The sequence below is a fragment of the Streptomyces sp. NK08204 genome (genome assembly GCF_020400585.1).
Classification (GTDB): domain Bacteria; phylum Actinomycetota; class Actinomycetes; order Streptomycetales; family Streptomycetaceae; genus Streptomyces.
Genome location: NZ_JAINVF010000041.1, coordinates 1 through 26,977, shown reverse-complemented (window position 1 = coordinate 26,977; position 26,977 = coordinate 1). Strand labels below are relative to the sequence as shown.

Genomic DNA, 26,977 nt, shown 5'->3' with positions numbered 1-26,977 from the left:
TCCACCGTCGACCCTGAGTCCCGGCACATCCACAAGACGCGCACCCACCAGCAGGACGGCTACAAGGCCCACCTGGCCATCGAGCCCGAGACCGGCTTATACACCGCCGTGGCTCTGCGGCCCGGCGCCGGAGCCGAGCACCACGAGGCCACCGTCGGCCTGGACCTGCTGGCCGACGAGGACAGCCCGGTGGACGCCTTCGGCGACACCGCCTACTCCGCCGGCGACACGCGCCAAGCCCTCCACCAGGCGGGGCACCGGCTGTTCTTCAAGCCCGCCCCGCTGCGGCCCGCCGTCCCCGGCGGCTTCACCCTGGACGACTTCGCCATCGACACCACCGCCGCCCTCGTGACCTGCCCCGCCGGGCACACGGTTGCCCTGTCGGACCCCGGCGGACAGCACCACCAGCGCAAGGCCGCCTTCAAGGACCTGTGCACCGGATGCCCGCTGCGCGAGCGGTGCACCAAGGCCAGGGCCGGACGCATCCTGACCATCCGCCCACACCACGCCCTCCAGGCCGCGGCCCGCCACCAAGCCGCCACCGACCCGGACTGGCAAGCCGACTACCGGCGCTGGAGACCACCGGTCGAACGCGCCGTCGCCTGGCTCGTCCAGCACGGCAACCGCCGCCTGCGCTACCGCGGAACCATCGCCAACAACACCTGGCTCCACACCCGAGCCGCCGCCCTGAACCTCCGTCGACTGGTCAACCTCGGGCTCACGCGCACCGGCGGCAGCTGGCAACTCGCCCCGGCCACCGCATAGCGAACAAGGGCTGCCCGGCCTCCGGCCGGACAGCCCCGGCGAGGCGTTCGAGGATCTGGTCTGCGGTCTTCGTCCAGACGTAGGGCCTGGGGTCGGTGTTCCATGCGGCGATCCAGGCGCGGATGTCCTTCTCCAGGGCTTGCACGGATCGGTGGACGCCTCGTCGGATCTGCTTGTTGGTCAGCTCCGCGAACCAGCGTTCCACCAGGTTGAGCCAGGAGGACCCGGTGGGTGTGAAGTGCGGGTGGAAGCGTGGGTGGGCCGGCAGCCAGGTCTTGATGGCCGGGGTTTTGTGGGTGGCGTAGTTGTCCAGCACCAGGTGCACGTCCAGGCCCTGCGGGACCTCCTGGTCCAGCTTGATGAGGAACTTCTTGAACTCCTCGGCCCGGTGCCGGCGGTGCAGGGAGCCGATCACTTTCCCCGTGGCCCCTCCAGCGCGGCGAACAGCGTCGTGGTGCCCGCCCGCACGTAGTCGTGGGTGACCCGCTGCGGGACACCCGGCATCATCGGCAGCACCGGCTGGGAGCGGTCCAGTGCCTGGATCTGCGACTTCTCGTCCACGCAGAACACCAGCGCCCGCTCGGGCGGGTCCAGGTAGAGGCCGACGACATCGTGGACCTTGTCGACGAAGTACGGGTCCGTCGACAGCTTGAACGTCTGCGAGCGGTGCGGCTGCAGGCCGAACGCCCGCCAGATCCGCGACACGGTCGACTGCGACAGGCCCATCTCCTTGGCCATCGCCCTCGTCGACCAGTGCGTGGCGTTCTTCGGCGTGCTCTCCAGCGTCTTGGTCACCACGGCGGCGACCTGCTCGTCGGTGACCGTCCTGGGTCCGCCGGACCGCGGCATGTCACCCAGGCCGGCAATCCGGTGTTCGATGAACCGCGCCCGCCACCGGCCCACCGCATGCGGTGTCGAGCCGAGCTGGGCGGCCACATCCTTGTTCGACGCGCCGGACGCGCAGGCCAGGATGATCCGGCACCGCAGAGCCCACGCCTGCGGAGTGGAACGGCGCCGCACCCACCCCTCCAGCGCAGCCCGTTCCTCGTCCGACAGGATCAACTCGGCCTTCGGCCGCCCAGTACGCGCCACCCCGCAACCCTACACATATGAACAGAATTCCCGACTCAGAAGACTAATGGCTGTGGCCCGTTAATGATCTTTGAGTCGCCGGGGCAGGGCCGGTCGCGGTGCGGTCCGCTCGCCTATCCGGCGAGGGCGAGGTTGTGCATGCGGGCGATGCCGAGCATGGCGTGGTGGACCCCGTCGCCTCTGAGGCGGCAATCGCGGAGGATCTTCCAGGTCTTCATCCGGGCGAAGACGTGCTCGACACGGGCGCGGACCCGCTTGTGGGATTTGTTGTGCGCCTCCTTCCACTCGGGCAGGTCTTCGCCCTTGCGGCGGCGGTGCGGCATCACGAGTCCTGTGCCTGGGTAGCCGCCGTCGGCGATGGTGAGCGTCTTGCCGACGGCGGCCTTGGCGCCGGATTCCTCCCATGCCTTGCAGTCGTTGCGGTTCCCGGGCAGGGCCGGCCGATCACGACGAACAGGCGGGTGTCGGCGTCGACGACGACCTGGTGGTTGGTGGAGTACCGATAGTTCTTGGACTGCTCGGCCACTGTGTGGTCGCGGGTGGGGACCAGGGTGCCGTCCACGATGAGCACGGTGTCCTTGGCGAACCGCTTGCGGGGCTGGAGCGCGAGCATCGGCCCGAGGTGGTCGATGATGCGGTCCGCGGCCGACTTGGAGACCCCAAACAGAGGGCGAGCTGGCGCATCGTCAAGTTCGTGCGCCAGTACGCCGCAACCAGCAGTGCCCGGTCCTCCAGCGGAAGGCTCCACGGCCGGCCCTTGCGGACCGCATCCGCACCCTCGCGCCGCAGCATGGTCACCAGCTTCCCGAAGCAGCGTGGGCTCAGACCGGTGAACGGGTCTATCCAGGAGGGCTTCGACGCCGTGATCACACCAGTCACGTTGTGATCCTCTCAGTTCTGGATCGGACCACGAACCTCACATGGCCTCCCCGCCTACCGTGAGGCGGCGATGCCACCAGAGGTCAGCACACCACTGCCGGCGATCGGCGAAGGGATCAGGCAGAGTGCGCTCAAGGTAGACGGTGTCCAGGTAGGCCACTTGGCGCTTCAGCTCGGCGCGGGACCGTGAGGGCAGCCGTTGCAGAACCTCCTCAAGGACGTCGCGGGCATGCCTCACATCGTCGAAGGAACAACCGCGGCACGAGCAGTGTGCGTCCTGGGGATACAAGGGCCGCCGCCCCGGCGGTTGCAAGAACGCTTGATAACGCCGCAACGCGAGGGCCGTAGCGCCGGGGAAGACGTAATAGTCGCTCGAGAGGCGCTCCACTCGATGTATCGCCAGGCTGGTAAGGGCAGAGAGCCCGTGGATCCGACTCGGCGGCGGGTCCTCCCAGACGCGAGGACCATGTTGTTGGGCGCGCAGGGCGCCAGGCCGTCTACGCGGCATCGGCCCTTCGGTATGCGGTCATGGCCGTCATCCTGCCAGTCCCACGCCTGCGCAGCCAGGGATTAGCGGGACAGTCATTACCAGCGCATCCTGTCGGTGCTGGCCGACGCCCGCCGCCATGACCAGCCGCCGATGACCTGCAAGCAGATCGCCATCGCGATGGGGATCGAGCTGACCCCGTCCAAGATCGAGGGGGTGGTGCGCTCCCGGGCCCGCCGCCTGGCCGATCGCGGCTGGGTCACCCAGACTGAGGCGGGCCGGTTCATGCTGGCCGACGGGCCAGCCGGCGTGTCATCAGCATGACCATCGACCAGTAGATCATCGCCTCGGAGGAATCGCAGCGGCGTTCGTAGTCCCTATCCAGTCGGCGGGTGCGGCAGATCCAGGCGTTGGTCCGCTCGATGATCCACCGGCGCGGCAGCACTGAAACCCGCTCACGTCGTCGTTGCGCTTGACGATCTGCAGCGCCAGTCCCAGCACGGTGATGCACCAGGCGACCAGGAAGCCGGTGTAGCCGGCATCGGCCCAGATCAGCCTGATGGCGGTGGTGCCGGGCGGCGACCTTGGCCAGCAGCTCCTGCCCGGCGCTGCGGTCCCCGGCATCGGCGGGGGTGACCAGCACGGCCAGCACCAGGCCCAGGACATCGCAGACCAGATGGCGTTTCCGGCCCACGGTCCGCTTTCCGCCGTCGTAGCCGCTGGTAGTGCCCGGGACGGTGGGGGTGGAGCGGACGGTCGGGGAGTCGATGATGCCCGCGGTCGGCTCCGGGTCCCGCCAGGCCGCCTCGCGGACGGCTCCGCGTAGCCGGTCGTGCAGCTCGGCGATCCAGCCGCGGTCCCTGAAGCGCCGCCAGAAGGCATACACACGGTCCCAGGGCGGGAAGTCGGCCGGCATCGCCCGCCACTTGATGCCGCCGTCGAGCAGGTAGAAGACCGCGTCCATCATCTGCCAGTGGCCATAGGACTCCGGGCGGCCATGGCCGCGTTCCAGCCAGGCCGGGTCCCCCCAGGTAGCAGTCGCCCTCGGCCCCGCTGGTCCTTCCGCGGCACCGAGGCGAACACATCAGCCACGAATAACGCTAACTTCGCCCGAACACGGTTCACTTCATGTGTGTCCACATACTCACCATGCCCCCGAACAGGCCCGGCAGGAAGACGTAACGGAGTCCTGCTAGTCGGTGTCCGTCGCTGCCAGCACGGCTATCCGGCGGCGGTCAGGGGAGAGCGCGGCGATGCCGTAGTCGGAGCCGATGTCGTTGTGGAACCACTCTGCGGCGGCTTCGAAGTGGAACCACGTACTCTGCAGAACGAGCTGCTCCACCTCCGGCGCGGTCGCGTTTGCCGGAGCGCCGCTGAGGGCCGCCATCGAGCGCCATGCCCACAGCCTTCCGAAGGCGCCGTGCACGCCCGAGCTGTACATGCCTCCCATCGAGGCGGTTTCGAATAGCAGGTGCCAGACGTCCTTCATCGGGCGGGCTGCGATCTCGAAACGATCCGTCGGGCCGAGTCCGTCCATGCAGGCCATGGGCAGGGTCGGCAGTAGGGCGGGCACCTGGTCGGGCGTGATGGCCTCGTCCAGCAGGAAGACCCAGGCTTCGCAGGCACCCCAGCCGCCTGCCTGCGGAGCAGCGACGATCGTCTCGTACACGTCGACAGTGGCGACGTTGTGGAGGGCGGACGGTTCGAACGAGCGTGGTGTGGGTGGATCCATCCGGCCCGTGGTGGGCAGCTGGGACGACGCTCCGCGTGCGGAGCCGCGCAAGGAACGGTTGGGAAATTTCACGCCGGCTTCGAAGTCGCGGCGGTGTGTCGGAAGCCAGGCCAGAGGGTGCCAGCCGGGTCGTACAAGAGTCCAGTCGCGCAGGGGCCCGTGGGTGTCGGTGTCCGCGCCGCGGAGCAGGAGTTCGTGGTAGAGGCAGGCGCGCAGTTCGTCCAGCTTCTTCCACTCACGCCGGTCGAAGACGGTGGCGACCAGGTCGGGGACCTGCTGATGCTCTGCCAGGAGCGAGGCGACGAAGGGAGCCCGCAGGTCGGGGTGCGTTCCTGTGGGGGGTTTGTCCTCGAGAAGCCGCAGCAGTTGTGTCAGGCTGTCGTGGCCCGGCGTGAGCGCGAGCACACGTATGACGTGGGCGAGTTGGCGTTCGTAGGCCCGCACCTGTTCGCTGGCGGCGGCATGCCGGTCGGCCAGCTCTGACCCCAGCCTGCGCACGAACGAGATGTCACCTTGCGCGGCGCGCTGCTCGGCCTGGCCCCATACGAGGGAGGCCAGATTCTCCTCGGGCTCTTCCATGATCCTTAACTCTACGTCGACATGCTGTGCGGGCGGCCGTCTCGTTCCGACACCGGGTCAGCGCATCGTGTTACAGGGGAGTTCGGGTTGCTTTGAAACGCTGACATCGGTGAAGTAGGGTGACGCGGCTCGTACGCCGTCATGCGGCCGGCAGCGGGGCGCCCACACGATGTGATCCACCCGCGGGCGGCCGAAGCGGCGCGCGCGCCGCCCGCCCAGGGCCGACGGCCGAGAACAAGTGGTGCACCACCTCACTGGTCCGTCCGCCCGAGCAGGTCATCGGTGACGCGTTCGAAACGGACTTGGTCACCCACCTCCACTGCATGGCGCGCCGCTCACCGCGCTTTCCGGCCGGCCACGGCGACCAGGGTGCCGGCGGTGAGCGGCCGATCCAGCGAAGCAGTCAGCTTCCCGCTCCACAGGCCGTGATAGACAGCAGGCAGCGTCTGGATCACATCCCCGAGCGCAGCAGCCCCCTCGGCCAAGGGGCGCGGATACGTGAAGGCCTCAACCAGCGCGCCGGGACGGACCCCGCCTGCGCAGCGGGGATGGCGGTAACCCGACAGCCACCGCACGTTGCCCACCGTCACCGGATCCGCCGAAGGCTCCACCCGGTACTGCCACCCCACCTCCTGCGCACACCGCGCAACACACGTGCTCTGCTGTCCAGTTGGCGTGACAGCCCACCCGGACCGAGACAGTCAACGAGCACGTGCCCCCCGTCGGCGCCACGCGCGGCCAGCTGCGGAGCATGCGCCACAATCCGCTCGCCCTCCCGCCACACGAACTCCAGCGGATAGCACGCCAGCCCCACCACATGAGGATCCCGATCGAGTAGCATCAACCGGTCCCGCATCGCCGCGCTCCCATAGCGCACCCGGCCGTGGGGACCAGCGGAACACTTCGGACCGCTTCGGCAGTTCACCATCGCCAACTCGAACCACCCCAACCACACCGTGCAGACCCGGGCCCTGCACGCATACCTGCGCTGGCGCAACGCCAACACCCGCCACCGCGACGTCCTGGCCGCCGAACGCAAAGAGCGCGCCCGCATCCGAAGCGAGAAAGGCATCCGCTGGGGAGGACGCCCCCTCACCACCGCGGCCTAAACGACCCGGCGAACCAATGCGGTCAGAGCACTAGCTGTGCCATCTCATGACATTGGTTACTCGCGGTCAGGCTTGGCGGGCGTAGGACGCGAGGCGATCGGCGAGCGCGATGACGAGGTCGCGTAGTTCATCCGGACGCTCGATGACGAACGGCCGGTCGAGTGAGGCGAGTACCCGAGGCAACCAGTCGAGGTGCTGCGCCCGTAGCTCGACGCGCAGCCAGTGCTCGGCCGCCGGGTCCTGGCCGGCCGCGGGCTCGGGCTCCTCCAGGCTCGCGACGCTGGCGGGGAGGTGCGCGCGGATCTGCTCAACTGTCCCGTGGATCCGCAAGGTCACCTCATGCCGGTACTCGGCCGTGGCGAAGGCTGACAGCACGCGCTGTGCCGGACCGGGACCCACAGGTGCTTCGAATGAGCCGGGCAGGGCCCTCGCGGCTGCGATGCGATCGAGCCGGAAGGTTCGGTCCTCGCCGATCCGGGCGTCCTGGCCCGTCACGTACCACCGACCCGCATGGGCGACGATCCCGTACGCGTGCAGCGTGCGTTCGCTGCGCCGTCCGTCGCGGTCGGTGTAGCGGATCGAGACCGGTCGGCGGTGGCGCACCGCATCGGCGATGGTGAGCAGGACCTCGGCGTCCGGGTGGTCCAACTCGCCGGCCTGATCCGTGAAGGCGAGAGCTTCCAGGAGTGTGTCGAGCCGGCGGGCGATGTGCTTGGGCAGCACCCGCCGGATCTTCGCTGACGCCGTCTCGTTTGCCGTGCGCTCCGTCGTCGTCAGCCCTGCCCGGCGGCCGGCGACCAGGCCGAGCAGCACGGCCAGCGCCTCGTCGTCGCTGAGCATGAGCGGAGGCAAGCGGTACCCGGGAGCCAGCCGGTACCCGCCGTAGCGGCCGCGCACCGACTCCACGGGGACGTCCAGGTCGATCAGCTGGTCCACATACCGCCGCACAGTGCGCCCTTCGACGCCGAGCCGGTCGGCGAGTTCGGCCACCGTCCGGGTGCCGCCCGACTGCAGCAGCTCCAGGAGTGTCAGCACGCGGCCGGTGGGTCGAGGCACGTTCGCAGCCTAACGCGAATACAGGACCGATTTTGTCCACTATTTCTCCTAGTCTGCGACGTGCACGCCTCCAGCACAACAAGGAGATCCCCATGGACTTCATCTCGATCCGCATCATCACCAGCGACGTAGCGCGCCTCGTCGAGTTCTACGAGCGAGCCACAGGGGCGCAGGCAACGTGGGCCACCGAGGACTTCGCCGAACTCACGACCGCGGGCGCCACCCTCGCGATCGCCGACACCCGCACCGTCCCGCTGTTCGCCCCGGGCTCTGCCCGCCCGGCGGACAACCACAGCGTGATCATCGAGTTCCTCGTCGACGACGTGGACCGCGTTCACCAGAACCTGACCGGCTTCATCACCGACTTCGTCACCGAGCCCACCACGATGCCCTGGGGCAACCGGTCGCTGCTGTTCCGTGACCCCGACGGCAACCTCGTCAACTTCTTCACCCCCGTCACCCCAGTGGCCATCGAAAAGTTCGCACGCTGACGCCACGCACAGCCGCTCAAACGGGAGCCCCGAGACCCCAGGGCTCCCGGTGAACGCGGCCGCCCAGTCCGGGAGCGCCACCAGCAGGGCACATCGGAACGCACCGCTGACCCTCGAAGGACGTCTGCGCTTGTGTCTGCGGATCGACGCCGGACGTCCGATCGCGCACGTGGCTGCGGAAGCCGGGATCTCCCGCCGCTGCCTGGCCACGTGGTACGCCCGCTGGCGCGCGCACGGCGAGAACGGATTACTCGACCGCTCCTCCCGCCCCGCCACCAGCCCCGCCCGCACCTCCGGGGACATCGCTGACCTGGTGGAGGCGCTGCGGCGGCAGACCAAGCACGGGCCAGCCCGGCTCGCCGCCGACCTGCAGCGGCTGCACGGCGTCACACTCGCGCCCACGACCGTCCACCGCATCCTGGTGAGGCGAGGACTCAACCGGCTCCGGGACCTCGATCCACCGACCGGCGAGCAGCTGCGCGAGGTCATCCGCTACGAGCACGACCGGGTCGGCGACCTGGTCCACGTCGACGTCAAGAAGGTCGGACGCATCCCGACCGGCGGCGGCTGGCGGATGCACGGCGTCGGCACCGAGTCCGCCCGCGCCTCCAAACGCACCGGTCCCGGCACCGGCAAGGTCGGATACACGTACCTGCATTCGGCGCTCGACGACCACTCCCGGCTCGCCTACACCGTGGCCCTGGACGATGAGAAGGCCGTCATCGCGGTCGCCTTCTGGCACCGGGCCGTTGCCTTCTTCGCCGCCCACAGCATCACACTGATCCGCCGCTGCCTCACCGACAACGGCGCGTGCTACCGGTCTACGACCTGGGCTGACGCGCTCGCCGCGACCAGTACGAAGCACAAGCGGACCAGGCCGTACACCCCGCGCACGAACGGGAAGGTGGAGAGGTATAACGGGATGCTCTCCCGCAAGTCGGAGTACGTCCGCGACTACACAACCGAGCGTGAACGCCGCGCCGCACTCGCGGAGTTCGTGAACTACTACAACCACGAGCGGCCGCACGCCGCACTCGGCGGCCGACCGCCCATCAGCCGGACCGCCGGGAGCGACTACCGGATCGTCTTCGACCAGCCGCCCGAACCACTCGCGGACATCCCGCAGCAGCTCACCTTCGAGGACTTCGCGTAACCAAGGTCCCGAGACACCACATCTAGCACAGATGATCGGTCTGGTGCGGGGGTTCGGAGGAAGATCCTCGATCACTGTCGGGGCATGGCTACCGTCCGCCGCATGCCGGTGCCATTTCTGACTGATGTGCAGGCTGAGGCGTACGGGAATTTCGCCGAGGAGCCGACAAGACCCGAGCTGGAGCGGTTCTTCTTCCTGGACGACGAGGTGTCGCGCAGGCTCATCTCCTGGGCGCGTAGGTGCAGGGCCATGGACAGCATGGAGTCGTCGGTGACGCCCGCGCCGCCGATGGTCTTGCCGCGCTTGCGGGCGGACTCGTGGCCTTCGAGGGTGCGGTCGCGGATGTACTCGCGCTCCATCCCGCACATCGCGGCGAGCACGGTGAACACGATCCCGGACGGGTCGTGTGAGCCCTTCAGCTCCCCTGTCAGGAACTCCAGGCCGACGTCGCTCGCCTTCAGCTCCTCGGCGAGCACGGCGAGCTCGATGCCACGGCCGAGCCGCTTGTGCTCGTGGACGACGAGGGTCACGGCGACGCCGGAGGAGCGGATCTCTCCGGCGAACTTCACGGCGGCCTCCAGCTCGGGGCGCTTCGTGGCGCGGGTGGAGATCTTCTCCGAGAAGACCCGCGTCACTCCGGCCTCGGCGAGGGAGTCGAGCTGCGCGTCGAGGGACTGCCGGGCGGTCGAGGCGCGGGCGTACCCGAGGCGGACGTGCCTGACTGGTTCGGCGCCGGCACTCACCGGCCGGGGCAGCTCCGTCCACACCGACCCCGGTTTCCGTACGGCGGGGGTCGGCACGCTGAGCGTACAGGCGACCGCCGATCACTGCGACAACTGCCGCGCTCGGTCGGCGTGCGGACGGCACGCCGACGCCGCCCCCCCGGCGAGGCCGGGGAGCGGCGAAGTGTGAGGCCGTGGCTCCGGCGCTGCACGGTCAGCTGCCCTGCAACCCCGCGAGGTTGATCCGGCCACCCTGCAGCTGCGCGTGGTGCGGGGCGGCAAGCGAGGCATCGGTGATGTACAGCTCGTGGCCGCGTACGGCGGTGGCGGTGGGGCTGGCCAGCCCGTCGGCCGCAGTGAGCACGGTGACCTTCGTGCCGTTCGGGTAGACCACGTCCACCTTGTTCGTCGTGTTCCGCGCGGTGAACACAATGTCGGAGCGGGCAGAGAGGAAATTGAAGTCGTCAATGCCCACCTCACCACCGGTCACCTGGTGGATGCGGCCCGGCTTCCCGGCAGCGGTCACGGGAACCCGCAGAAGGGTGCTTTTGTTGAAGTTCGTGACCCATACCGCCCCGTTGTGGTAGCGCAGCCCGTTGACGCCTATCGGTATCGAAGCCGTCGGGACCGGCGCGAGAGCCTGGTCGGTCAGCCACGCCCTGGCCTGGCCCCCTGCGACCGGGACGGCCCAGATCGTGCCCTTGTAGCTGTCGGAGACGTAGAGTATGTGTCCGGAAGGGTCGATCGCGAGCCCGTTCGGCAGGCCGTCCGCGGGCAGGGCCGCGAGGCGGCTGGGGTGGCCGCCCGGGGGCAGCTTCCACACTCCTGCGCGCGAGGCGTCCTTGGACCACACGTTGTAGTAGATGGTCCTGTCGCTGCCACGGGTGTTCCCGGTGAAGCCGTCACCGAGGACGCCGGTCACCAGCACAGTCTTGTGCTGCCCGTTGGCGCTCACCCGCACCAGCTCCGGCCGCTTGCCGGCGTAGCTGCCCAGCATCGAGACCGTCAGGGTGCTGTCCGGGTTGACGGTGATGTTCTCCGGTACCTCCCCGGCGGACCAGTCGAACGGGGCCACGGTCTTGACGTCCGTGACGATGGGCTTGGCGTGTTCCCGCCCCGCGGCGGCCGACGCGTAGGGGGCCGACACGAAGACGGCCGCTGCAGCAGCTACGGCCGCAGCGAGGTTGAGTTTCTTACTCATGGGTTGGGTTCCTTCTCTTCGCTGTTGTGCTGCGCTGTGCGGTGCGGTGGCGGATGAAGCGGCCGCAAGCCAGGTCACCGCAGGGGTGAAGCCGGGGTGGGGACCACGCGGGTGACGACGGACTTCTCGGGGATCAGCAGGCCGTAGACGACCGGGCCGATCTCGTTCTTCCAGCGGTCGTGCTCGTACACGGCTGTGTACAGGGCATCGCTCTGGGCCTCGTCCTCGAACCGGCGGATCCACACGTAGCCGTCCGCGTCCTGGGCGTCGACGAAGGAGGCGGTCACGTCCATGCCCAGCGAGGCCTGGAACGGGATGACCACGTCCTCCATGTAGCGCACCCACTCCTGGCGGCGTCCGGGCTGCGCCTGGTAGCGGCGGATCTCGTAGTACACGGTGCTGCTCCTGACTGTTTGCAGGGAAGGTCAGTCGGTCACGGTGAGGACGACCTTGCCGCGGGTGCGGCCGGCCTCGACGCGGGCGTGGGCCGCGCCGGCCTGCTCCAGCGGGAAGGTCTCCTCCACCTCGACGGCGACCTCGCCCTCCTCGATCAGGTCTGCGATCGTGGCCAGCGCGGGACCGTCCGGCTCGACCAGGTACGGGGTGACCCGCACCCCGGCCGCCTCGGCGGCCTGGGCCAGTTCCGGGGAGACACCGGCCGGGACGGCAACCAGCAGGCCACCGGGGCGCAGGACCTTCAGCGAGCGGGTGCTGGTCTGGTCATGGGCGTCGCCCACCAGGTCGATGACGACGTCGACGTGCTTGACGACGTCCTCGAAGCGGGTGGTGGTGTAGTCGATGGTCTCGTCGGCGCCGAGTTCCTTGAGCCAGGGGTGGCGTGCCTCGCTGGCGGTGGCGATCACGTGGGCGCCCAGGTGCCGGGCGAACTGGACCGCGAAGTGGCCCACCCCGCCGGCGGCGGCCGTGATCAGGACACGCTGGCCGGCCTGGACGTGAGCGGTGTCGACCACGGCCTGCCAGGCGGTCAGCGCCGCCAGCGGCACGGCGGCCGCGTGCACGTGGTCCAGGGTGGCCGGCTTGCGGGCCCATTGGCGGGCCGGCGCGGTCACGTACTCGGCGTAGCCGCCGGCGGCGCGCGGGAACCACGGCATGCCGTACACCTCGTCGCCGACCTTCAGGGTGGTGACGCCGAAACCGACCTCCTCGACGACACCGGACACGTCCCAGCCCAGGATCAGCGGGAGCGTCTGCAGCCCCGCCATGCCCTGGCCCTCGCGGGTCTTCCAGTCCACCGGGTTGACGCCGGCCGCGTGCACCCGTACCAGCACCTCGGTCGGCAGCGGCTCGGGGCGCGCGACCTCCTCGACGGTCAGCACCTCCGCTCCGCCGAACTCGCTGATGGTGACTGCCCGCATCGTGTGCTCACTCATGTTGTCCTCGCTCATGTCCGTCTCACGCTTTCTTTCGCCGGGACCGCGGTCCCGGCACAAGAAACAGTGGCGTGTGCCCGCAGAGGCGGGTGAGTGGCCGGGAGGACATCTGTCGTACCATTCCGGCCATGACGCATCGTGTTGTCGTTCTCGCCCTCGACGGAGTCCAGCCGCTGGACCTGGGCATCCCGGCCCGGGTGTTCAACGAGGCCTGTGAACCGGATGGGACCCCTCTGTACTCCGTCAGCACCTGTTCCCTCGGCGGCCGGCCGGTGCGCACGCACGAGGACTACCGGATCATCGTCGACCACGACGAGTCGGTGCTGGAGACCGCGGACACCGTCGTTCTCGCCACGCAAGAGCCCAGCGAGCAGCTGCTCGCGACCGGCGCGCTCCCCGAGGAACTCGCCGCGGCGCTGGACCGGATAGGGCCGCAAACCCGCATCGTCAGCCTGTGCACCTCGGCCTTCCTGCTCGCGGCGGCCGGTCTGCTGGACGGTCAGCGGGCCACCACGCACTGGGGGCTGTGTGACGCGCTGGCGCGGCTGTTCCCCGACGTCGAGGTCGATCCGGACGTATTGTTCGTCGACAACGGACGCATCCTTACGTCCGCCGGCGGAGCGGCCGGCATCGACCTGTGCCTGCACCTGGTCCGTCTGGACCACGGGGCGGCGGTGGCCTCGGCCGCCGCGCGGCGCTGCGTCGTGGCGCCGTGGCGCGAGGGCGGGCAGGCGCAGTTCATCGAGCACCCGGTTCCGCAGGACACCGACCGTTCCACTTCGGCGACCCGGCAGTGGGCGCTGGACCGGCTGGCCGAGCCGGTCACACTGGAGGACATGGCCCGGCACGCGCACATGAGCGTGCGCACCTTCACCCGGCGGTTCCGCAGTGAGGTGGGCAGCAGCCCGCTGAAGTGGCTGGCGCAGCGGCGGCTGGCGCACGCGCGCCTGCTGCTGGAGTCCACCGACCTGACCGTCGCACGGATCGCCACCGTCTGCGGCTTCGGCGACCCCGTCGCCCTGCGCAAGCACTTCCACACGTACCTGGGCCTGTCACCACTGGCCTACCGTCGCGCTCACAGCGCACCGGAGCCGATGACGGCACGGTGACCACCCAGCCGGGTCAGGGCTGACCATGCCCTTGTGCCGTCACGATGGCGAACGCCCCGGCGACCGGCTCGGGTGGAGCACAGGCCGCCGGGGCGGGGTGGCGGTCAGGCGGTACGTGACCACAGAACCGCGGTAAGGCGTTCAAACGAAGAAGAGGCGCTCGAGCTCGTCGCTGCCGGCCGGCCGGGTGTACAGGGTGCCGCCGTCTTGGATGACCTTCTCCAGGTGGGCGTAAATCTGCAGGGCCCGGTTGATGGTGTCGGTCTTGCTGTCGCCGGTGAGCTTGACGGCCTGGTCCAACGCCGCGGCCGGCCGCGGTTCAGCACCCGCTCCGCGATCGCCAGTTCATCCCGCTCGGCCTGGACCTCCTGGAGCTGCTTGGCCAACTCATCGGCGAGAGCGCACAGTTCGCTCCGGCGGGCGATGATCCACTGCCGCTCCTGCATCCCCCGCGCCCTCCCGCCTTCTCACGGCGTGCCGACCTGCTGACGGATCGTAGGCGGGGGCCGGTCGTGGGCGCAGCCGAACCCTGCATCCCGCCGGAGCCAGACCTGCCCGATGATCTACGCTATGGTCATCGGCCGCCGACCGGCACGAGTACCCAATTCACCATTCACACCAGACCCCCTCGTGCTGAAAAACCGTGGCGTCCTCGTCCCCGAGATCGCCAAGAAGCTGACCATCAAGACCGGCAAGAACGCCGGACAGCACCCTTCGGTCGCCTCCATCTACCGGGCGCTCGCCGAGGCCGGGGAAACCGGCGACCAGGCCGAGACGCACGTCGTCGGTCTCCGCCGGCCGGTCCGCGCGCGGATCACCAGGCACAGCCAACACCACGCCATCAGAGAACCCGCCCCGGCGGCGGGCGGTCGGCATGGTGCATCCGGTGGAGGGTACGTTCACATGGATTTCCGAGGCTCAAGCACCGGCACTCAAACTTCAGTGAGATCACTCAACCTTCAACGCGACAGGACACACCGGAGCGCATCGTGCGCTGCGCCCGCCGGCACATCGCTGATCACGGGCAGGCGCCGACGATGCAGCCGCTCGGGGCTGCCGTCGGCATGCGGAGCAGGGCGTCGGTCCACTACCAGCTGAGCGAGCTGGAGGCGAAGGCCGCGATCGTGCGCGAGGGGATCCGCCTCGCGTGACCCAGTCCCGGGCGCTACCATCTGCTGCTCGCCTCTGGTGGCCGGCCGGTGCAGCACGGCTGGTGGAACCTCGGGGAGGTGGCGGGGGAGAAGTTCCGGCGGTGGGTCGGCGAGTACGGCAGCATGCCCGACGCCCGCGTCAGCCTCACCGACCAGGACACCGGTGACGTGCTGGCTTCCTGGCCGGATCAGGGGTAGGCCAGGGCGGCGGCTAATCGCCGGCGGGGTCTTCCTGGGCGTGCCGGACGGCCTTCTTCACGGCCTGCTCCAGCTCGTATCGGTTGGCTTCGGCGGCTTCCGCATGCGCGGTGATGGCCGCCTGTACCGTCTGGGAGGCCTCGCGCCAGCGCCGCCACTGGGTGTCGTACTCGTCACCGGTGAGGCCCGCGAGCTTCGCGCGCTCTTCCTCGGCGGATCGCTCCAGGGTGATCAGTTCATCGGGTACCTCGGCCACGAGCATGGATCCTAAGCGGCGGGTGTGACGGGCCGACGATCGCACATATCGCCTGATCGGGTACCACTACGACAACTCTCGGGGAGACCGGATGGTGATCAGACGGGGCAGCCCGCGACCGGGATGCGTGCCATCCGCTGGCGGATGACTCTGGATGCATGAAGGCCACGTGGTCGGGGGTGGTCCAGGTCGGGTTGGTCGCCGTTCCGGTCCGGTTGTACGCGGCCACGCATGAGCATCCCGTGCGCCTTCACGAGGTGCATCTCGCTGACGGCAGCCGCGTGGAGCACCGGCGCTTCTGCAGGGCCGAGAACCGGGAGATCCCCTACGAACAGGTAGGCAGGGGCTTTGCCCTGGCAGACGGGCGCGTGGTGCCGATCACGGACGAGGACCTCGCACACCTGCCTCTGCCCACCAGGCAGACCATCGACGTGCTCGGCTTCGTGCCCTTCGAGGACATCGACCCCATCAGCTTCAGCCGGCCCTACTTCGCCGGTCCCGGACCGGGCGGCGACCGACCGTATGCCCTGCTCGTCGAGGCACTCGCCCGCACCGGCCACGTCGCCGTGGCCAAGGTCGCCCTGCGCGGCCGCGAGCGCCTGGCGCTGCTCCGCCCCCGCCACGGCATGCTCGTCCTCCAGACGCTCCTGTGGCAGGACGAACTGCGCGACCCCGGGGACCCCGCACCCCCCACCCCGGTCACCGACCAGGAGCTGGAACTGGCCGAAGTACTGTGACGAATACGCCCACGCCCTCGAGCAGCTCGTGGACACCAAGGTCACCGGCGGTGAGCACATTGAGCCGGCCAAGCCTGCTCCGGCGCTGGATTTGATGGCAGCACTGGAGGCGAGCGTCAAAGCTGCTGAGCGGGCGCACCCATCGTCACGGCCTCGGCCATGACCCTGATCCGGCCGGCTATCACTGGCTGACAGTCACAGACGCTGCTCGGCCCCGGCGGGCCTCCTCCGTTTGCCACACTGGAGCCAGGTGGCCGACGCCGTCGCCCAACCCTCCCTGACCGCCGCCCAGTTGCGGGAGATCACTGGTGTACTCGCCTCCCCCTGCCCCGGACACCGAACGCCACATGCGCGCCCACCACGCCCGCGCCGCCAAGGCCCTGGCCATACGAGTTGAGCCGGGTAAGGAGTTCTGGGGGTGGGCGGGGCGCACCCTGGGTGCGCCGGCCCGCACCGCCGACGGCCGACCTGCGTGGCTGCGGCTGGTGTCCGCGCCAGAGGACAAGGCGTCGGGGAAGCTGTGGGACGGCGCCCTCGACGCCCAGCAGGCCTTCGGTGACCTGGACGGGCACCGTCCCGCTCTCCTGGCCGTCCACGACGCCGTCGACGATGGCACCGCCTACCGGGCGGAGCTGTCGGTGCGCGTCGACCAGCCGGTCCTGTCCGACGATCCGATCCTCCAGCACGAGGCCCAGCTGCCGGACTCCTGGTGGCAGGAGCTCGCCAGGACACTGGAGAAGGTGTCGGCCGTGAACACGGACCGCGTCGCCGTACGACAGCAGTACATGGACCGGGCGATCCCCCAGTTCATCGGCATCCCGGCACCCGCCGTCACCTGCTGGACCACCGCCCACTCCGACGTGCACTGGGCGAACCTCACCGCGTCGCCCCTGCGGCTCTTGGACTGGGAGGGCTGGGGCCGCGCGCCGGAGGGGTTCGACGCCGCCACGCTCTACGCCTACACACTGCTTCAGCCGGGCACCGCCGCCCGCGTCCGCGCCGCCTTCCCGCTCCTGGGCAGCCCGGCCGGCCTCGCCGCCGAAGCGATCATGTGCGCCCAGCTGCTACAGACCGTGGCCCGCGGCGACAACCTGGTCCTCGAGGACCGGCTCCGGGACTGGGCGGAGGAACTCCGCCAGCGCTGACGGCAAGGGCCGTCCGCAGCTCGTTCCCGGATGCGGCGGGAGTTGCGGCGGCCGAGGGACAGATATACGGACGCGCCGGCTTCAAGCTCCTGCGCAAGCGGGTGCTGCTTGCCTCCTGACCTCCCTGTCGGTGGCCAGTGCGACGATCTCCAGACGGCCACCCGAGGAGAGACATGGGCACCTGGGACATCGGCCCCTTCGACAACGACACCGCCGCCGACTTCGGCGGTGACCTGGACGAGGCGGCATTGGAAGAACGCGAATCCATGATCTGCGGCGCGCTCACACGCGCCGCCGACCCTGCTGACCACCTGGACACCTCGGACGGCGAGCGAGCAGTGGCGGCGGCCGCCCTGGTTGTCGCACAGCACCCTGACGGGGAGCCGGCGTCTTCGAACTACGGCCCGTCAGACTCGCTACCGGAGCTACCAGCAGACCTTCGAACGCTCGCCGTCGACGCCCTGGACCAAGTCGTGCGGGTCTTCCGGCCTGTGATCGTGGAGATGCTCGGGTACAGCATCGACAACCTCTGGACTGATGTCCCCGAGGGCTCCAGGCCGAACTTCCTTCCTCTAGCTGGCGCGTCACCGAGTCAACTCCATATCGACGCCGATGTGGACCTGAACGAGATGAAAAGGACGGGCGCGATGGCTGTACAACGCGCGAAGGACTTCCTGCTGGGCAAAGATCGCGAGGCTGTAGGCGACGACACGCTCGGCCTGCTCGATGACGAGGTGCATCGCCTGGTCGTCGCGTATCCCCGGGAGCCCCTGGGCGAGATCTGGGGCGACCTCCTGGAGACGCAGAACCAGGTCTTCTGTCTTCTGGAGGGCGGCAGGGTACGGCCGTCACAGCTCCGTGACCTCAACGTCAAGGCGGCCGTGCTGTCGTTCCTCGTCGCCAAGGGCTTCAACGACATGGAGGTTCCGCACCAGGCGTTGACCATGACTCGAGTGGCCGCAGCGTGCGCGCGAGACGCCGAGCATCCGGGGCTCATCGCCCTCACTGAGGGCCTGAAGTCGCTCATCGCCTACTGGGCCGACAAACCAGGGGACGCCTACCACTACGCCAGTCAGGGCGCCGAGACCGCGGCGAGCCTGCGGGGCACTGTCGGTCTGTGGCTCCTGGGTCTTCAGGCTCGTGCCGCCGCGGCCCTTGGCGATGAGGAGAGCGTGCGCATCGCGAACCTCCAGGCCGCCGACAGGCGTGAACGTGTGGTACTCGACGACCTGGACCAGCTCGGCGGCCTGCTCACGTACCCGCCGGAGAAGCAGCTCTATTACATGGTGGAGTCGGAGGCTCTGCTCGGGCACGGCGATGCCCAGCTTGCGGCACAGGCCGAGCGAGCCGTGCAGGGCTTCAGCGATCCCACGTCCCCGAACTGGGCCTTCGGAGACCTCGCCGGTTCTCAGTGCGACCTGGCGATGATCCGACTCTTCAGCGGCGATGTCGAGGGCGCCGCAGAAGCGATCCGCCCAGTCCTGGACCTCCCGGTCTCGCACCGCAATAACGGCATCGTCGTCTCTGCCCTGCGCGTCCGTCGGGCCCTCATGCACAGTCCCGCACACGACGCCATCACTGCACGAGACCTCCGCGCTGAGATCGAGGCGTTCCCCGTCAGCCGGCCAGCCCTGCCGCGCGGGTAAAGTCCGGGGCATGCACCCGGTCAAGTGGTCCAGCGCACGCCTGGATTTGCGCGAACTCACCATCGATGACGTTGACGCGGTGCTCGCCATCTACGGCAGCCCCGAGGCTACGGAACATCTCTCGTTCGAGCCACGCACGCGTGAACAGGTCGCTCAGATCGTGGCGCGTTCCATCGCCGCAGCAACGGACACGCCACGTTCCGAGTACGCGCTTGCCGTCATAGAGCGGGACACAGCCCAACTGATCGGGTTCGGTCGCCTGGCCACCGACCCTCACCAGCAGCGCGCAGCCACTTTCGGCTTCGCGCTGCGCCCGGACGCATGGGGAATCGGCTACGGTCTCGAAACCGTGCGCCTCCTTCTTGCTCTGGGATTCGAGGGGTTGGGACTGCACCGCATCTGGGGGGCCCGTTCCCCGGTCAACAAGGCGTCAGCGAAGACCATGATGGCGGCAGGGATGACCGAAGAAGGCATCATCCGCGAGCACGTCTACAAGGCCGGGCGCTGGCGTGACTCGGTCGTGCACTCCATGCTCGATCGGGAATGGCGTACTGCCCAGACCATAGCCTGAGCAGCGCCTCCGCGTCGTCGTTGAGTTCCTCGAGTCGCCGCGGCTGGATGTCCGCGTCTGCTCCGAGGTCATAGACGTCTAGGGCCTCCCTGATGGGCCTTATCAGGACGTCAAGTTCGTCGGCCCTCAGCCCGAGTACCACGGGGCGCAGCTCCCGACGACGCTGCGGGAGCGGATCGAGGAGTACACCCGGATCTCCCCGCCGCACCGGATCGGCCCGCACGTGGGCCTCCTCGCGATCGAGGCCTGATCACAGGGAGGCGAGAATCTTCGCTTCCTTCTCCGGGGCGATCCCGTGTTCCGCCCACCGCGGGTGGTCCACGTGGCGCCCGTCTCCGGCCCACCACTGCCACGTGTCGTGGATGGTGTCCGAGAGGCCGAAACTCCAGCCCCGCCGCCAAGGCGCGGCTGGAGTCGACGGCCCACACCCCTCGCCGGCGCAGCCGTCACCGTGGTCTCCGCCGAGCAGGCCGTCACCGACTGGTCGGCCCGGTATTTCGGCCCGTGGCGGAAGGCGGTCAAGGTGCCCCCGCAGGGCGCCTACACGGAGGCACTCGTCCTCGCCGAAGTCGACCCGCGCGCAAGCCGCCGATGGCGACTACAACAGGAGTGGCTTCTGGCCAATCCGGTTCACCTGATCAAGACCGGGGTGTGCTGCGGGGAACTTGCAGGTTGAGCCGGTCGGGCAATGGTGTTCCCGTGCTGTGTTCCCGCGGGAACACGGTGCCGCCTCGATCGGCCGTCCGGCGGGCTGAGACGGGCCCGCTCGGGCTGAGACGGGAAGCGAGAGCGCAGGTCACAGCTAAGTGCGAGGTCAGGCAGGGTGCACCGGTCCCACTGGGCCTGGGCTCCGGGGATTACCTCGAAGCGGCGGTGCATGCCTGCCAATTCCTTCGGCGAAATGCCGAGTTCCTCGGCGATCCGCGGGCGGGCTTCCTGAACATAGAGCTTGGTCCGCTGGTAGTTTCCGGAGAACCCGTACTCGCCTGCGAGCCGCTCGTGGATCACGGCGGCCTTCATGAGGATCTCCGCCCGCAGCATTGAGTCGACCAGCGGCGCGAACTCGTCGATCACTCTCGCCCGCGACCGCCCGTTCGGCGACCGGCGTGGTGGCGACACAGGCGCTTCGGCGGACAAGTACTTGCTGACCGTCCGCCAGTTGAGACCGGTCTCCTTGGCTACCTCCGACAGGCTCATGGCTCCGGTCTCGACCAGGCCGCGAAAGCGCCGCAGTTCCAGCCAGCGTTCCGGATCCAGGACCACGGGCTACCCCTCTCTGCGACCTCGAACAACAGGCAGCAGAGTGCCGAGCGGCGGCCCTCAGTACATCACGAACTCTGCACGTTCATCCGTACGCGGCTATGCGCGTTCACGTGTTCGCCGACACCTGCACCTTGATGATCTGGCCTACGGACGGCGGCGCGTGGTGGTCCGGCATCGTGACGACCATCCCAAGGGCGCCCGGTCGAAGTCCCGCCAGGAGCGGGTCGTGGACCTGCATGAGGCGGACACCCTGGCCACGCTCAGCGCCTACGTGATGAACGAGCGGCCGCAGGACGCCGACAGCCGGCTGGTGTTCCTCCTCGGCGGCCGCGGCACCCGTCGGCTGGAGCCGCTCGGCTACGACGGGCTGGTGCGGATGTTCTCCCGGGCATGCTCCCGGGCTGGCATCCGCGAGCCCTGGGTGACCCCGCATGCCCTGCGCCACACTCACGCGACCCGCATGTGGGAGGGCGGGATGCGGGAGCTGACGCTGCAGAAGCGACTCGGTCACGCCTCGCCAGAGTCGACTCGTCTTTACCCCGGGTTTCCGACCCTGCCGTCGTCGCCGACTACCACCAGGCCCTGGACGCCCTGGGCAAGCCGCGCAAGGCCACCTCATGAGGGGCGGCCCGACCTCCACAGCAGCCATGGCCGCCAGCCCGGATCCGGTCCGCCGGCAGCGCCCACGCCACTGGCCCGACCATGAGTATGTGAGGTTCGTCCGCGGCCAGGACGGCTTCAACCACCACTACCTCAACGCCAAACTGCGCTACTACCGAGCCTTCCGCGAACGATGGCCGGACCTTGCGACGTGGTTCGCCGAGCCGCTGGCCGAGCGGGTGGGCCGACTGCCTGGCGAGTCCTTCCACCGCCCATCGTTCCCCGCCTCGCACAAGGCCCGGCCCTACCTGACCTACCTCGGCCTGCGTGGATACGCGACGTTCGACTACCGGTGGATGTTCGCCGTCGGCCAGCTGCGTGTCCACGACCAGGCCGTGCTCGCCGGGATCGACCTGGGCACCGCGGCGCTGGTTGAGGAGGCGATCGCCCTTGGCTACAGCGGCCCTGCGGCGAAGCAGGCGATGCACTGGTCGGTGGCCCGGATCGTGCTCCGCAACGGCCTGACGGACGTCGCCGACATCACCAGCGAACATGTCGCCGAGGTTCTGGAGGCGATCCGGCTCTTCCCCGAGGACCCGGAGTTCGCGGCCTTCTACCCATCGGCCGAGCAGTTCTACGAGGGCCCGGCGAAGTGCTGGATCACGCACCTGCACTAGCTGGAGGTGGTGCTCTTCCACCGAGGCCAGATCGCCGTCCAGCCGCGCAAGCTGATGCCGTCGTGGAAGCCGCCCCTGGCTCTGCCTCCTCGGATGCAGGCCGTCGCGGAGAAGTGGCTCGCGGCCCACAGGCTGACCGACGCGCCTTCGACGGTGGAGAAGCTGGAGCTTGCGGTGCGGGTTTCTTCGGGCAGTGGCTCGGCGAGCACCATCCCGGCATTAAAATCTTCGCCGACGTCACGCGCCAGCACTGTCTGGACTGGATCGGCCACATCGCCGAGGCACCGGCCCCGACCACGGGCAAACCGCTGGGCGTCATGTCGCGGATCCAGCGGATCTCCGGGTTGTCGCAGTTCTTCCGGGACACCGCGCTCTGGCAGTACGACGACGTGCCCGGCCACACCCTCATCGGCGCCGGCGACGCACCGAAGTACCCGCAGAAAGTGCCGCGGTTCATCCCCGAGCAGGACCTCGACCGGCTGGTGCCCGCCATCGACGCGATCGCCTGCCCTTTTCAGCGGGCCGCCCTGCTGGTCGCCCGCTGGTCCGGAGCCCGCCGCACCGAGATCCATCGCCTTCCGCTGGACTGCCTGGACCGCTACCCCGACGGCACCGCGCGGCTCCGCCTGTCTGGCCGCAAGACCTACAAGGAGCGCGTCGTCCCCCTGCACGAGGACGCCGCCGAGGCCCTGCAAAAGGTCATCGACCTGCGCAGACCCGCACCGGAGCGGCCGTTCACCGACGAGCGGATCGGCGAGGAGATCCGCTACCTGTTCATGAGCCACGGAAAGCTGCTGTCGACGTACTACCTGTTCGAGACCCCGATCCAGGCCGCCTGCAAGGCCGTCGGCCTTGTCCGCCCCGGCGGAGGCGGCGGCACGGGCCGGGGCACCGTCTCGGCCCACCGGTTCCGCCACACGGTGGGCACCCAGCTCGCCGAACGCGGCGCGAAGCTCCACACCATCATGAAAGTCCTCGGGCACACCTCCGTGAACATGGCGCTCGTCTATGCGCAGATCAGCGACCAGGAAGTCCTGCGCGACTACCAGGCCGTGCTCGGCCCCGGCGCCACGATCGCCGGCCTTGCCGCCGACGAACTGCGCAGCGGCACGCTGCCGGATGCGTCGGTCGACTGGCTCAAGACGAACTTCTTCAAGACCGAGCTCGAACTCGGCCGCTGCCTCCGGCTTCCCGCCGAAGGCCCCTGCGAATGCGACCTCTACCTGCGCGAAGTTCGTCACCACACCCGAATACGCACCACGACTGCGCGCACGGCGCGAAGTCGAGCTGACCCTCGCCCGCGACGCGGCCGAACGCGGCTGGGACCGCGAGGTCGAACGCCACCGCTGCACCAGCGAACGTATCGAAAGACTCCTGGCCGACCTCAGCCAGCCGATCAACGCGGAAGAGGAGGAGGACGGCTCCAGTGCATGATCACCCCGTGGCGGAGCTACCGGAGCGGTCCTTGCTCGTCAACGTGGACAGTGGGCTCCGACAAGAACACGTCAGCATCCACCGGGCCATAGGCGATGTTGAAAGTGTCCAGCCAGTACGACCAGTCCCGCACACCCGCCGCGCTGCTGAAACGGTAGTTGAGCTGCCAGCGGACCCACTGGCCGGAGGCAAGACGCACGGCTGGGGGCCGTCGCGGCCGAGGTGGGATGGCGAACAGGGGCTGCACTCGGGGAAGGACGCGCAGCCGGCCGTCGGCTTCGCGAAGCTGGACGTCGACCTTGCGCAGGTCTTCCTCGACGCCATGGGGCTCGAAGCCGTCTCGTTCATGCATGCGGACCACGTGGGCAAACGAGGGCGGCACAGACGGGACAGCGAAGCCGACCGGAGCCGCGTTCCTACGGGCGGCGGCCTCTCCTCCGCGGGACTGTTTCGTCCAGGACGTCCGTATCCACTGGACGGTGATTTCCACAGCCTCCACCCCTGCCACTCCATCGAAGATCTCACTCTATGCGCGCGGCTTCTCCGGCCCGCACCAACACCGCCAATGGCCCGAGCGGCAACCCGAAGGAAGATCAACTTGAACTGTCCACATAAACAGCGACATCGTCTTCGGCCTGCTCACGCTCGCTGGGTTCGCGTAGGCCCCGCAGCTCGCCGACCTGCCGGACCAGAAGATGTGGCGCATCGACCGTACCGCCGACTATGGAGCCTTCCAGGAGGCGGCCCGCGGCCGGGTCGACCTTGCCAGGATCGAACGGCACTGGGAGGACATCCTTCGCATCATCGGCTCCATCCACACCGGAGCCGTGCGCGCGTCCGACGTCATCCGCATGTTGTCGCGGGACGGGCGCCCCACCCCGCTCGGCGACGCGATCGCGCACTACGGGCGGATCTCCAAGACCCTGCACATCCTGCGCCTGGCCGACGAGCCCGGCTACCGCAGGCAGATCAAGAGCCAGGCCAACCTCCAGGCCAACCTCCAGGAGGGCCGCCACTCCCTGGCTCGGAAAATCTTCCACGGCAGGCACGGGCAGCTCTACCAGCGCTACCAGGACGGCATGGAGGACCAGATCGGGGCGCTGGGCCTGGTCCTCAACGCACTCGTGCTGTTCAACACCCGGTACATGGACGCTGCGGTGAACCAGCTGCGGGCGGATGGCTTCGACGTCCGTGACGAGGACGTGGCCCGCCTCTCGCCGTTTGTGCGGCACCACATCAACATGCTCGGCCGGTACTCCTTCCAGCTCCCCGACCTGCCCGGCGGGCTGCGTCCGCTGCGCGACCCGGAGGCCGCCGAAGAAGCGTGAACCCGGTGCGGGTGGCTTTCACCGCCGGGGCTATCTCGGCGGTGAAAGCTCCGGGCTGCTGCTGGGCTGGCACTGGGGTGCGGGCGGCCTCCGCACCGGGTGGGTGCGGCGGCCGTGGGTGGGATCGGCTCGTGGTCCGAGTCAGCCAGCCTGGAGCAGGGAGTGCAGCTCGGTGGTGTCGATGATGTGGGCCCGTGAGGGGAAGACCCGGTGGAGCAGGACGTTGTGGACTTCGGTGTCTGGGTCGGCGACGCCGTCGGACAGTACGTAGAGCTGGTAGTCGCGGTCGGCCGCGTCGATGACGGTGGACAGGACGACGCCGCTGGTACTGATGCCGGAGACGACCAGAGTGGTGATGCCGCGCTCGCGTAGCTGCTGGTCGAGGTCGGTGGTGGACATGCCGCCGTAGCGGTTCTTGCGCACGATGATGTCGCCGTCCTGGGGAGCCAGGCGCACGTGGATGGTGGTGGCAGGGTCCTCGTGGTGCATGGCGCGGTGTTGGGCCAGCGGGGCGAAGGACTTGTTGGTGGCCGGGATCGCGTCCCAGTCGGCCTCGGTGAAGCCGACGCGTACGTAGGCGATGGTGCCGCCATGTGCGCGAACGTCGGCGATGGCCCCTTCCACGCGACCGAGCAGGGCGTTGCGGTCCTCGCCTTCGGGCACAAAGGACAGGATCGCAGGCTGGTAGTCCATGACGAGAAGCGCGGTGTGGGTGGGGTCAAGTGCGGGGGCAGTGCTCACGCGAGTGTTCTCCTTGCTGGTGGTGTGCCAGGTCGACGCGGACGCGCACCGGCGCACCGGCTGCGGCCTGCGGGTGGCAAGTTGTGGTGCCTCATGAGTGGCTGCGGGACAGTTCCGGCTCGCGCTGCGACGTCTGGTCCTGTCGGGGAAGCAGGAGCGGGGTGGCCAGAATGAGCAGTCCCGCGACTGTGAGAGCGGTGCGTGGGCTGCTGATGTCGGCGAGCAGCCCGGCGAGTGCGGTGAGGACGGCGATGGACGCCTGCTGGCCGATCGACCAGGCCGACAGGGTGCGGGCGACGAGATGCTTGGGGGTGTGTTCGAGCCGGTAGGTGGCGAGTACCGGGGTGTACAGGCTCATGTTGATGATGATTGCCAGCTCGACGGCCATCACGGTGACGAGGCCGACGACGCCGGGACGGACGAAGGCCAGGCCGATCAGCCAGATGGCACGCAGGGTGCCGACGGTCCGGAAGACCCGGTGCCGGCCGTAGCGGGCCACGACACGGCGGGCCAGCCGGGAGCCGATGAGTCCGCCGAGGCAGGGGGCGGCGAAGGCGAGGGCGTACTGCCAGGGCGGGAACCCGAGCTGGCGAAGCAGGAGCACGGCCAGTAGCGGCTCGGTGGCCATGATCAGACCGCCGACGAGCATGTTGTTGAGGTAGAGCGACCGCAGACCGGGGTGGCCCATGATGTGTCGCCAGCCGTCGAGCAGCGCGCCCGCCCGGACCGGGCCCTTGTCGGTCGTTCGCGTTGCTTCTTCGTGGCCGCGGATCGCGGTGATGCCCAGCGCGGAGAGCAGGTAGCTGAGCGCGTCGGCCACCACGGTGGTGACCGGCCCGAACAGGCCGATCGCCGCCCCGCCCAGCGGTGGCCCCACCGCGATGGAGCTCCAGTTCGTGGACTCGAACCGCGCGTTGGCGACGAGCAGGTCGTCCGGTCGGACGAGGGCCTTGAGGTAGGCGCCGCTGGCCGCGTTGAAGGCGATCTTGGCTGCGGCGACCACGGCCGAGACCACGAGCAGCTGGACAAAACTGAGCCATCCGAAGGCGTAGGCGACAGGGATCGTCGCCATGGCCGTAAACCGGGTCAGGTCCATCATGATCATGACCGGGCGCTTACGCCGGAACTCCACCCACGGCGCGAGCGGCACCGCGATCAGCGCACCCACCGCAGGCCCCACCGCGGACAGTGCGGACACCTCAGCGGGTCCGGCATGCAGCACCAGCACGGCGATCAGCGGCAATGCCCCGAACCCCAGCCCGGACCCGTAGGCGCTCACCGCATATGACGCCCACAGCCAGCCGAACTGCCGGCCCAACCGTCTCCTGCCCACCATGCTCAGCGCACTCCCCTTGAGGTCCCACCCGAACAAACTGACGTTGACCGATGAGAGATAAGCGGGCAGGACAACAGCAGGTCAAACAACTGACCTGCCAACAATCCACAACTACCAGTTGTTCACTA

The 26,977-nt window shown here is 69.0% G+C and carries 27 protein-coding genes and 7 pseudogenes; 16 read left to right on the top strand and 18 right to left on the bottom strand.

What is annotated here, in order from left to right; genetic code table 11:
* Nucleotides 1-765, top strand: a 765-nt coding sequence (locus tag K7G59_RS33490; RefSeq protein WP_225840461.1) for a transposase, incomplete at its 5' end; no start/stop codon positions are given.
* Here the strand turns inward: K7G59_RS33490 and K7G59_RS33485 are convergent.
* A pseudogene (locus K7G59_RS33485) lies at nucleotides 719-1,857 on the bottom strand (IS630 family transposase). The gene K7G59_RS33490 and the pseudogene K7G59_RS33485 sit on opposite strands and share 47 nt — an antisense overlap.
* Nucleotides 1,858-1,970: 113 nt before the next feature.
* Nucleotides 1,971-2,736: pseudogene (locus K7G59_RS33480) on the bottom strand (transposase).
* A gap of 604 nt (nucleotides 2,737-3,340) precedes the next feature.
* Here K7G59_RS33480 and K7G59_RS33475 point away from each other — a divergent pair.
* Nucleotides 3,341-3,547, top strand: coding sequence for a hypothetical protein (locus K7G59_RS33475; protein WP_225840460.1), 207 nt, complete (start codon nucleotides 3,341-3,343; stop codon nucleotides 3,545-3,547).
* Here K7G59_RS33475 and K7G59_RS33470 read toward each other — a convergent pair.
* The 4 genes and pseudogenes from K7G59_RS33470 to K7G59_RS33460 all read right to left on the bottom strand — a co-directional run bounded on the left by K7G59_RS33470 (nucleotide 3,507) and on the right by K7G59_RS33460 (nucleotide 6,163).
* On the bottom strand, nucleotides 3,507-4,190 hold the full coding sequence (locus tag K7G59_RS33470; RefSeq protein WP_374114322.1) for an IS5 family transposase: 684 nt from the start codon (nucleotides 4,188-4,190) through the stop codon (nucleotides 3,507-3,509). The genes K7G59_RS33475 and K7G59_RS33470 overlap by 41 nt on opposite strands.
* 34 nt (nucleotides 4,191-4,224) lie before the next feature.
* Nucleotides 4,225-4,363 (bottom strand): annotated as a pseudogene (locus K7G59_RS35490) (IS701 family transposase); the annotation flags it as partial.
* Between the two features lie 52 nt (nucleotides 4,364-4,415).
* Entirely contained in the window at nucleotides 4,416-5,534 is a 1,119-nt protein-coding gene (locus K7G59_RS33465) for a DUF6183 family protein (protein WP_225840459.1), read from the bottom strand.
* Nucleotides 5,535-5,869: 335 nt separating this feature from the next.
* Nucleotides 5,870-6,163, bottom strand: a complete 294-nt coding sequence (locus tag K7G59_RS33460) for a hypothetical protein (protein WP_225840465.1) — start codon at nucleotides 6,161-6,163, stop codon at nucleotides 5,870-5,872.
* A gap of 270 nt (nucleotides 6,164-6,433) precedes the next feature.
* On the opposite strand from K7G59_RS33460, the pseudogene K7G59_RS33455 reads away from it, so the two are divergent.
* A pseudogene (locus K7G59_RS33455) lies at nucleotides 6,434-6,643 on the top strand (IS630 family transposase); the annotation flags it as partial.
* A 66-nt stretch (nucleotides 6,644-6,709) separates the two neighbouring features.
* Here K7G59_RS33455 and K7G59_RS33450 read toward each other — a convergent pair.
* Nucleotides 6,710-7,699: a YafY family protein gene (locus K7G59_RS33450; protein ID WP_225840458.1), complete on the bottom strand. Its 990-nt coding sequence runs from the start codon at nucleotides 7,697-7,699 to the stop codon at nucleotides 6,710-6,712.
* Nucleotides 7,700-7,791: 92 nt separating this feature from the next.
* Between K7G59_RS33450 and K7G59_RS33445 the strand changes: the two genes are divergently transcribed.
* Together K7G59_RS33445 and K7G59_RS33440 are read left to right on the top strand one after the other, a co-directional pair.
* On the top strand, nucleotides 7,792-8,190 hold the full coding sequence (locus K7G59_RS33445; RefSeq protein ID WP_225840457.1) for a glyoxalase/bleomycin resistance/extradiol dioxygenase family protein: 399 nt from the start codon (nucleotides 7,792-7,794) through the stop codon (nucleotides 8,188-8,190).
* A gap of 49 nt (nucleotides 8,191-8,239) precedes the next feature.
* Nucleotides 8,240-9,343, top strand: a complete 1,104-nt coding sequence (locus K7G59_RS33440; RefSeq protein ID WP_225840456.1) for an IS481 family transposase — start codon at nucleotides 8,240-8,242, stop codon at nucleotides 9,341-9,343.
* Nucleotides 9,344-9,648: 305 nt separating this feature from the next.
* On the opposite strand, the pseudogene K7G59_RS35485 reads toward K7G59_RS33440, so the two are convergent.
* The 4 genes and pseudogenes from K7G59_RS35485 to K7G59_RS33420 form a co-directional block, all read right to left on the bottom strand.
* Nucleotides 9,649-10,086: pseudogene (locus tag K7G59_RS35485) on the bottom strand (recombinase family protein); the annotation flags it as partial.
* A 193-nt stretch (nucleotides 10,087-10,279) separates the two neighbouring features.
* A complete protein-coding gene (locus tag K7G59_RS33430; protein WP_225840454.1) occupies nucleotides 10,280-11,266 on the bottom strand; it encodes a hypothetical protein in 987 nt (328 codons plus the stop codon).
* 74 nt (nucleotides 11,267-11,340) lie between these two features.
* Nucleotides 11,341-11,661, bottom strand: coding sequence for an NIPSNAP family protein (locus tag K7G59_RS33425; protein ID WP_225840453.1), 321 nt, complete (start codon nucleotides 11,659-11,661; stop codon nucleotides 11,341-11,343).
* Nucleotides 11,662-11,691: 30 nt separating this feature from the next.
* Nucleotides 11,692-12,657 carry an NADP-dependent oxidoreductase gene (locus K7G59_RS33420; RefSeq protein ID WP_225840463.1) on the bottom strand — a complete coding sequence of 322 codons (966 nt, stop codon included), beginning with the start codon at nucleotides 12,655-12,657 and terminating at the stop codon, nucleotides 11,692-11,694.
* Between the two features lie 128 nt (nucleotides 12,658-12,785).
* On the opposite strand from K7G59_RS33420, the gene K7G59_RS33415 reads away from it, so the two are divergent.
* Entirely contained in the window at nucleotides 12,786-13,766 is a 981-nt protein-coding gene (locus tag K7G59_RS33415) for a GlxA family transcriptional regulator (RefSeq protein WP_225840452.1), read from the top strand.
* A gap of 141 nt (nucleotides 13,767-13,907) precedes the next feature.
* On the opposite strand, the gene K7G59_RS33410 is transcribed toward K7G59_RS33415, so the two are convergent.
* Nucleotides 13,908-14,066, bottom strand: coding sequence for a hypothetical protein (locus K7G59_RS33410; RefSeq protein WP_225840451.1), 159 nt, complete (start codon nucleotides 14,064-14,066; stop codon nucleotides 13,908-13,910).
* A gap of 306 nt (nucleotides 14,067-14,372) precedes the next feature.
* Nucleotides 14,373-14,642 carry a hypothetical protein gene (locus K7G59_RS33405; protein ID WP_225840450.1) on the bottom strand — a complete coding sequence of 90 codons (270 nt, stop codon included), beginning with the start codon at nucleotides 14,640-14,642 and terminating at the stop codon, nucleotides 14,373-14,375.
* A gap of 113 nt (nucleotides 14,643-14,755) precedes the next feature.
* On the opposite strand from K7G59_RS33405, the gene K7G59_RS33400 reads away from it, so the two are divergent.
* Together K7G59_RS33400 and K7G59_RS33395 are read left to right on the top strand one after the other, a co-directional pair.
* The gene (locus K7G59_RS33400) at nucleotides 14,756-14,917 is read left to right on the top strand and encodes a hypothetical protein (protein WP_225840449.1); all 162 of its coding nucleotides are present in this window, start codon (nucleotides 14,756-14,758) and stop codon (nucleotides 14,915-14,917) included.
* A gap of 48 nt (nucleotides 14,918-14,965) precedes the next feature.
* Entirely contained in the window at nucleotides 14,966-15,115 is a 150-nt protein-coding gene (locus K7G59_RS33395) for a hypothetical protein (protein WP_225840448.1), read from the top strand.
* A gap of 13 nt (nucleotides 15,116-15,128) precedes the next feature.
* On the opposite strand, the gene K7G59_RS33390 is transcribed toward K7G59_RS33395, so the two are convergent.
* Nucleotides 15,129-15,377, bottom strand: a complete 249-nt coding sequence (locus tag K7G59_RS33390; protein WP_225840447.1) for a hypothetical protein — start codon at nucleotides 15,375-15,377, stop codon at nucleotides 15,129-15,131.
* Between the two features lie 152 nt (nucleotides 15,378-15,529).
* On the opposite strand from K7G59_RS33390, the gene K7G59_RS33385 reads away from it, so the two are divergent.
* From K7G59_RS33385 to K7G59_RS33370, 4 genes are all read left to right on the top strand, one after another.
* Nucleotides 15,530-16,108 carry a Ku protein gene (locus K7G59_RS33385; RefSeq protein WP_225840446.1) on the top strand — a complete coding sequence of 193 codons (579 nt, stop codon included), beginning with the start codon at nucleotides 15,530-15,532 and terminating at the stop codon, nucleotides 16,106-16,108.
* A gap of 347 nt (nucleotides 16,109-16,455) precedes the next feature.
* Nucleotides 16,456-17,253 (top strand): hypothetical protein, encoded by a 798-nt coding sequence (locus K7G59_RS33380; protein WP_225840445.1) that lies wholly within the window; start codon nucleotides 16,456-16,458, stop codon nucleotides 17,251-17,253.
* Nucleotides 17,254-17,426: 173 nt separating this feature from the next.
* Nucleotides 17,427-18,899, top strand: a complete 1,473-nt coding sequence (locus K7G59_RS33375; protein ID WP_225840444.1) for a DUF4259 domain-containing protein — start codon at nucleotides 17,427-17,429, stop codon at nucleotides 18,897-18,899.
* Nucleotides 18,900-18,909: 10 nt separating this feature from the next.
* Nucleotides 18,910-19,470: a GNAT family N-acetyltransferase gene (locus K7G59_RS33370; protein WP_225840443.1), complete on the top strand. Its 561-nt coding sequence runs from the start codon at nucleotides 18,910-18,912 to the stop codon at nucleotides 19,468-19,470.
* A gap of 831 nt (nucleotides 19,471-20,301) precedes the next feature.
* On the opposite strand, the pseudogene K7G59_RS33360 reads toward K7G59_RS33370, so the two are convergent.
* Nucleotides 20,302-20,733: pseudogene (locus tag K7G59_RS33360) on the bottom strand (IS21 family transposase); the annotation flags it as partial.
* A gap of 160 nt (nucleotides 20,734-20,893) precedes the next feature.
* On the opposite strand from K7G59_RS33360, the gene K7G59_RS33355 reads away from it, so the two are divergent.
* The 3 genes from K7G59_RS33355 (at nucleotide 20,894) to K7G59_RS33345 (ending at nucleotide 23,536) form a co-directional block, all read left to right on the top strand.
* Nucleotides 20,894-21,439 carry a tyrosine-type recombinase/integrase gene (locus tag K7G59_RS33355; protein ID WP_308295120.1) on the top strand — a complete coding sequence of 182 codons (546 nt, stop codon included), beginning with the start codon at nucleotides 20,894-20,896 and terminating at the stop codon, nucleotides 21,437-21,439.
* A 4-nt stretch (nucleotides 21,440-21,443) separates the two neighbouring features.
* The gene (locus K7G59_RS33350; protein ID WP_225840441.1) at nucleotides 21,444-22,010 is read left to right on the top strand and encodes a hypothetical protein; all 567 of its coding nucleotides are present in this window, start codon (nucleotides 21,444-21,446) and stop codon (nucleotides 22,008-22,010) included.
* A gap of 113 nt (nucleotides 22,011-22,123) precedes the next feature.
* The gene (locus K7G59_RS33345; protein ID WP_225840440.1) at nucleotides 22,124-23,536 is read left to right on the top strand and encodes a site-specific integrase; all 1,413 of its coding nucleotides are present in this window, start codon (nucleotides 22,124-22,126) and stop codon (nucleotides 23,534-23,536) included.
* Here the strand turns inward: K7G59_RS33345 and K7G59_RS33340 are convergent.
* Nucleotides 23,461-23,934 carry a hypothetical protein gene (locus tag K7G59_RS33340; protein WP_225840439.1) on the bottom strand — a complete coding sequence of 158 codons (474 nt, stop codon included), beginning with the start codon at nucleotides 23,932-23,934 and terminating at the stop codon, nucleotides 23,461-23,463. The two genes, K7G59_RS33345 and K7G59_RS33340, sit on opposite strands and share 76 nt — an antisense overlap.
* A gap of 127 nt (nucleotides 23,935-24,061) precedes the next feature.
* Between K7G59_RS33340 and K7G59_RS33335 the strand changes: the two are divergent.
* Nucleotides 24,062-24,772 (top strand): annotated as a pseudogene (locus K7G59_RS33335) (Tn3 family transposase); the annotation flags it as partial.
* A gap of 141 nt (nucleotides 24,773-24,913) precedes the next feature.
* Here K7G59_RS33335 and K7G59_RS33330 read toward each other — a convergent pair.
* Both K7G59_RS33330 and K7G59_RS33325 read right to left on the bottom strand, forming a co-directional pair.
* A complete protein-coding gene (locus K7G59_RS33330) occupies nucleotides 24,914-25,513 on the bottom strand; it encodes a cysteine hydrolase family protein (protein ID WP_225840438.1) in 600 nt (199 codons plus the stop codon).
* A 91-nt stretch (nucleotides 25,514-25,604) separates the two neighbouring features.
* On the bottom strand, nucleotides 25,605-26,849 hold the full coding sequence (locus K7G59_RS33325) for an MFS transporter (protein ID WP_225840437.1): 1,245 nt from the start codon (nucleotides 26,847-26,849) through the stop codon (nucleotides 25,605-25,607).
* Nucleotides 26,850-26,977 lie beyond the last annotated feature (128 nt).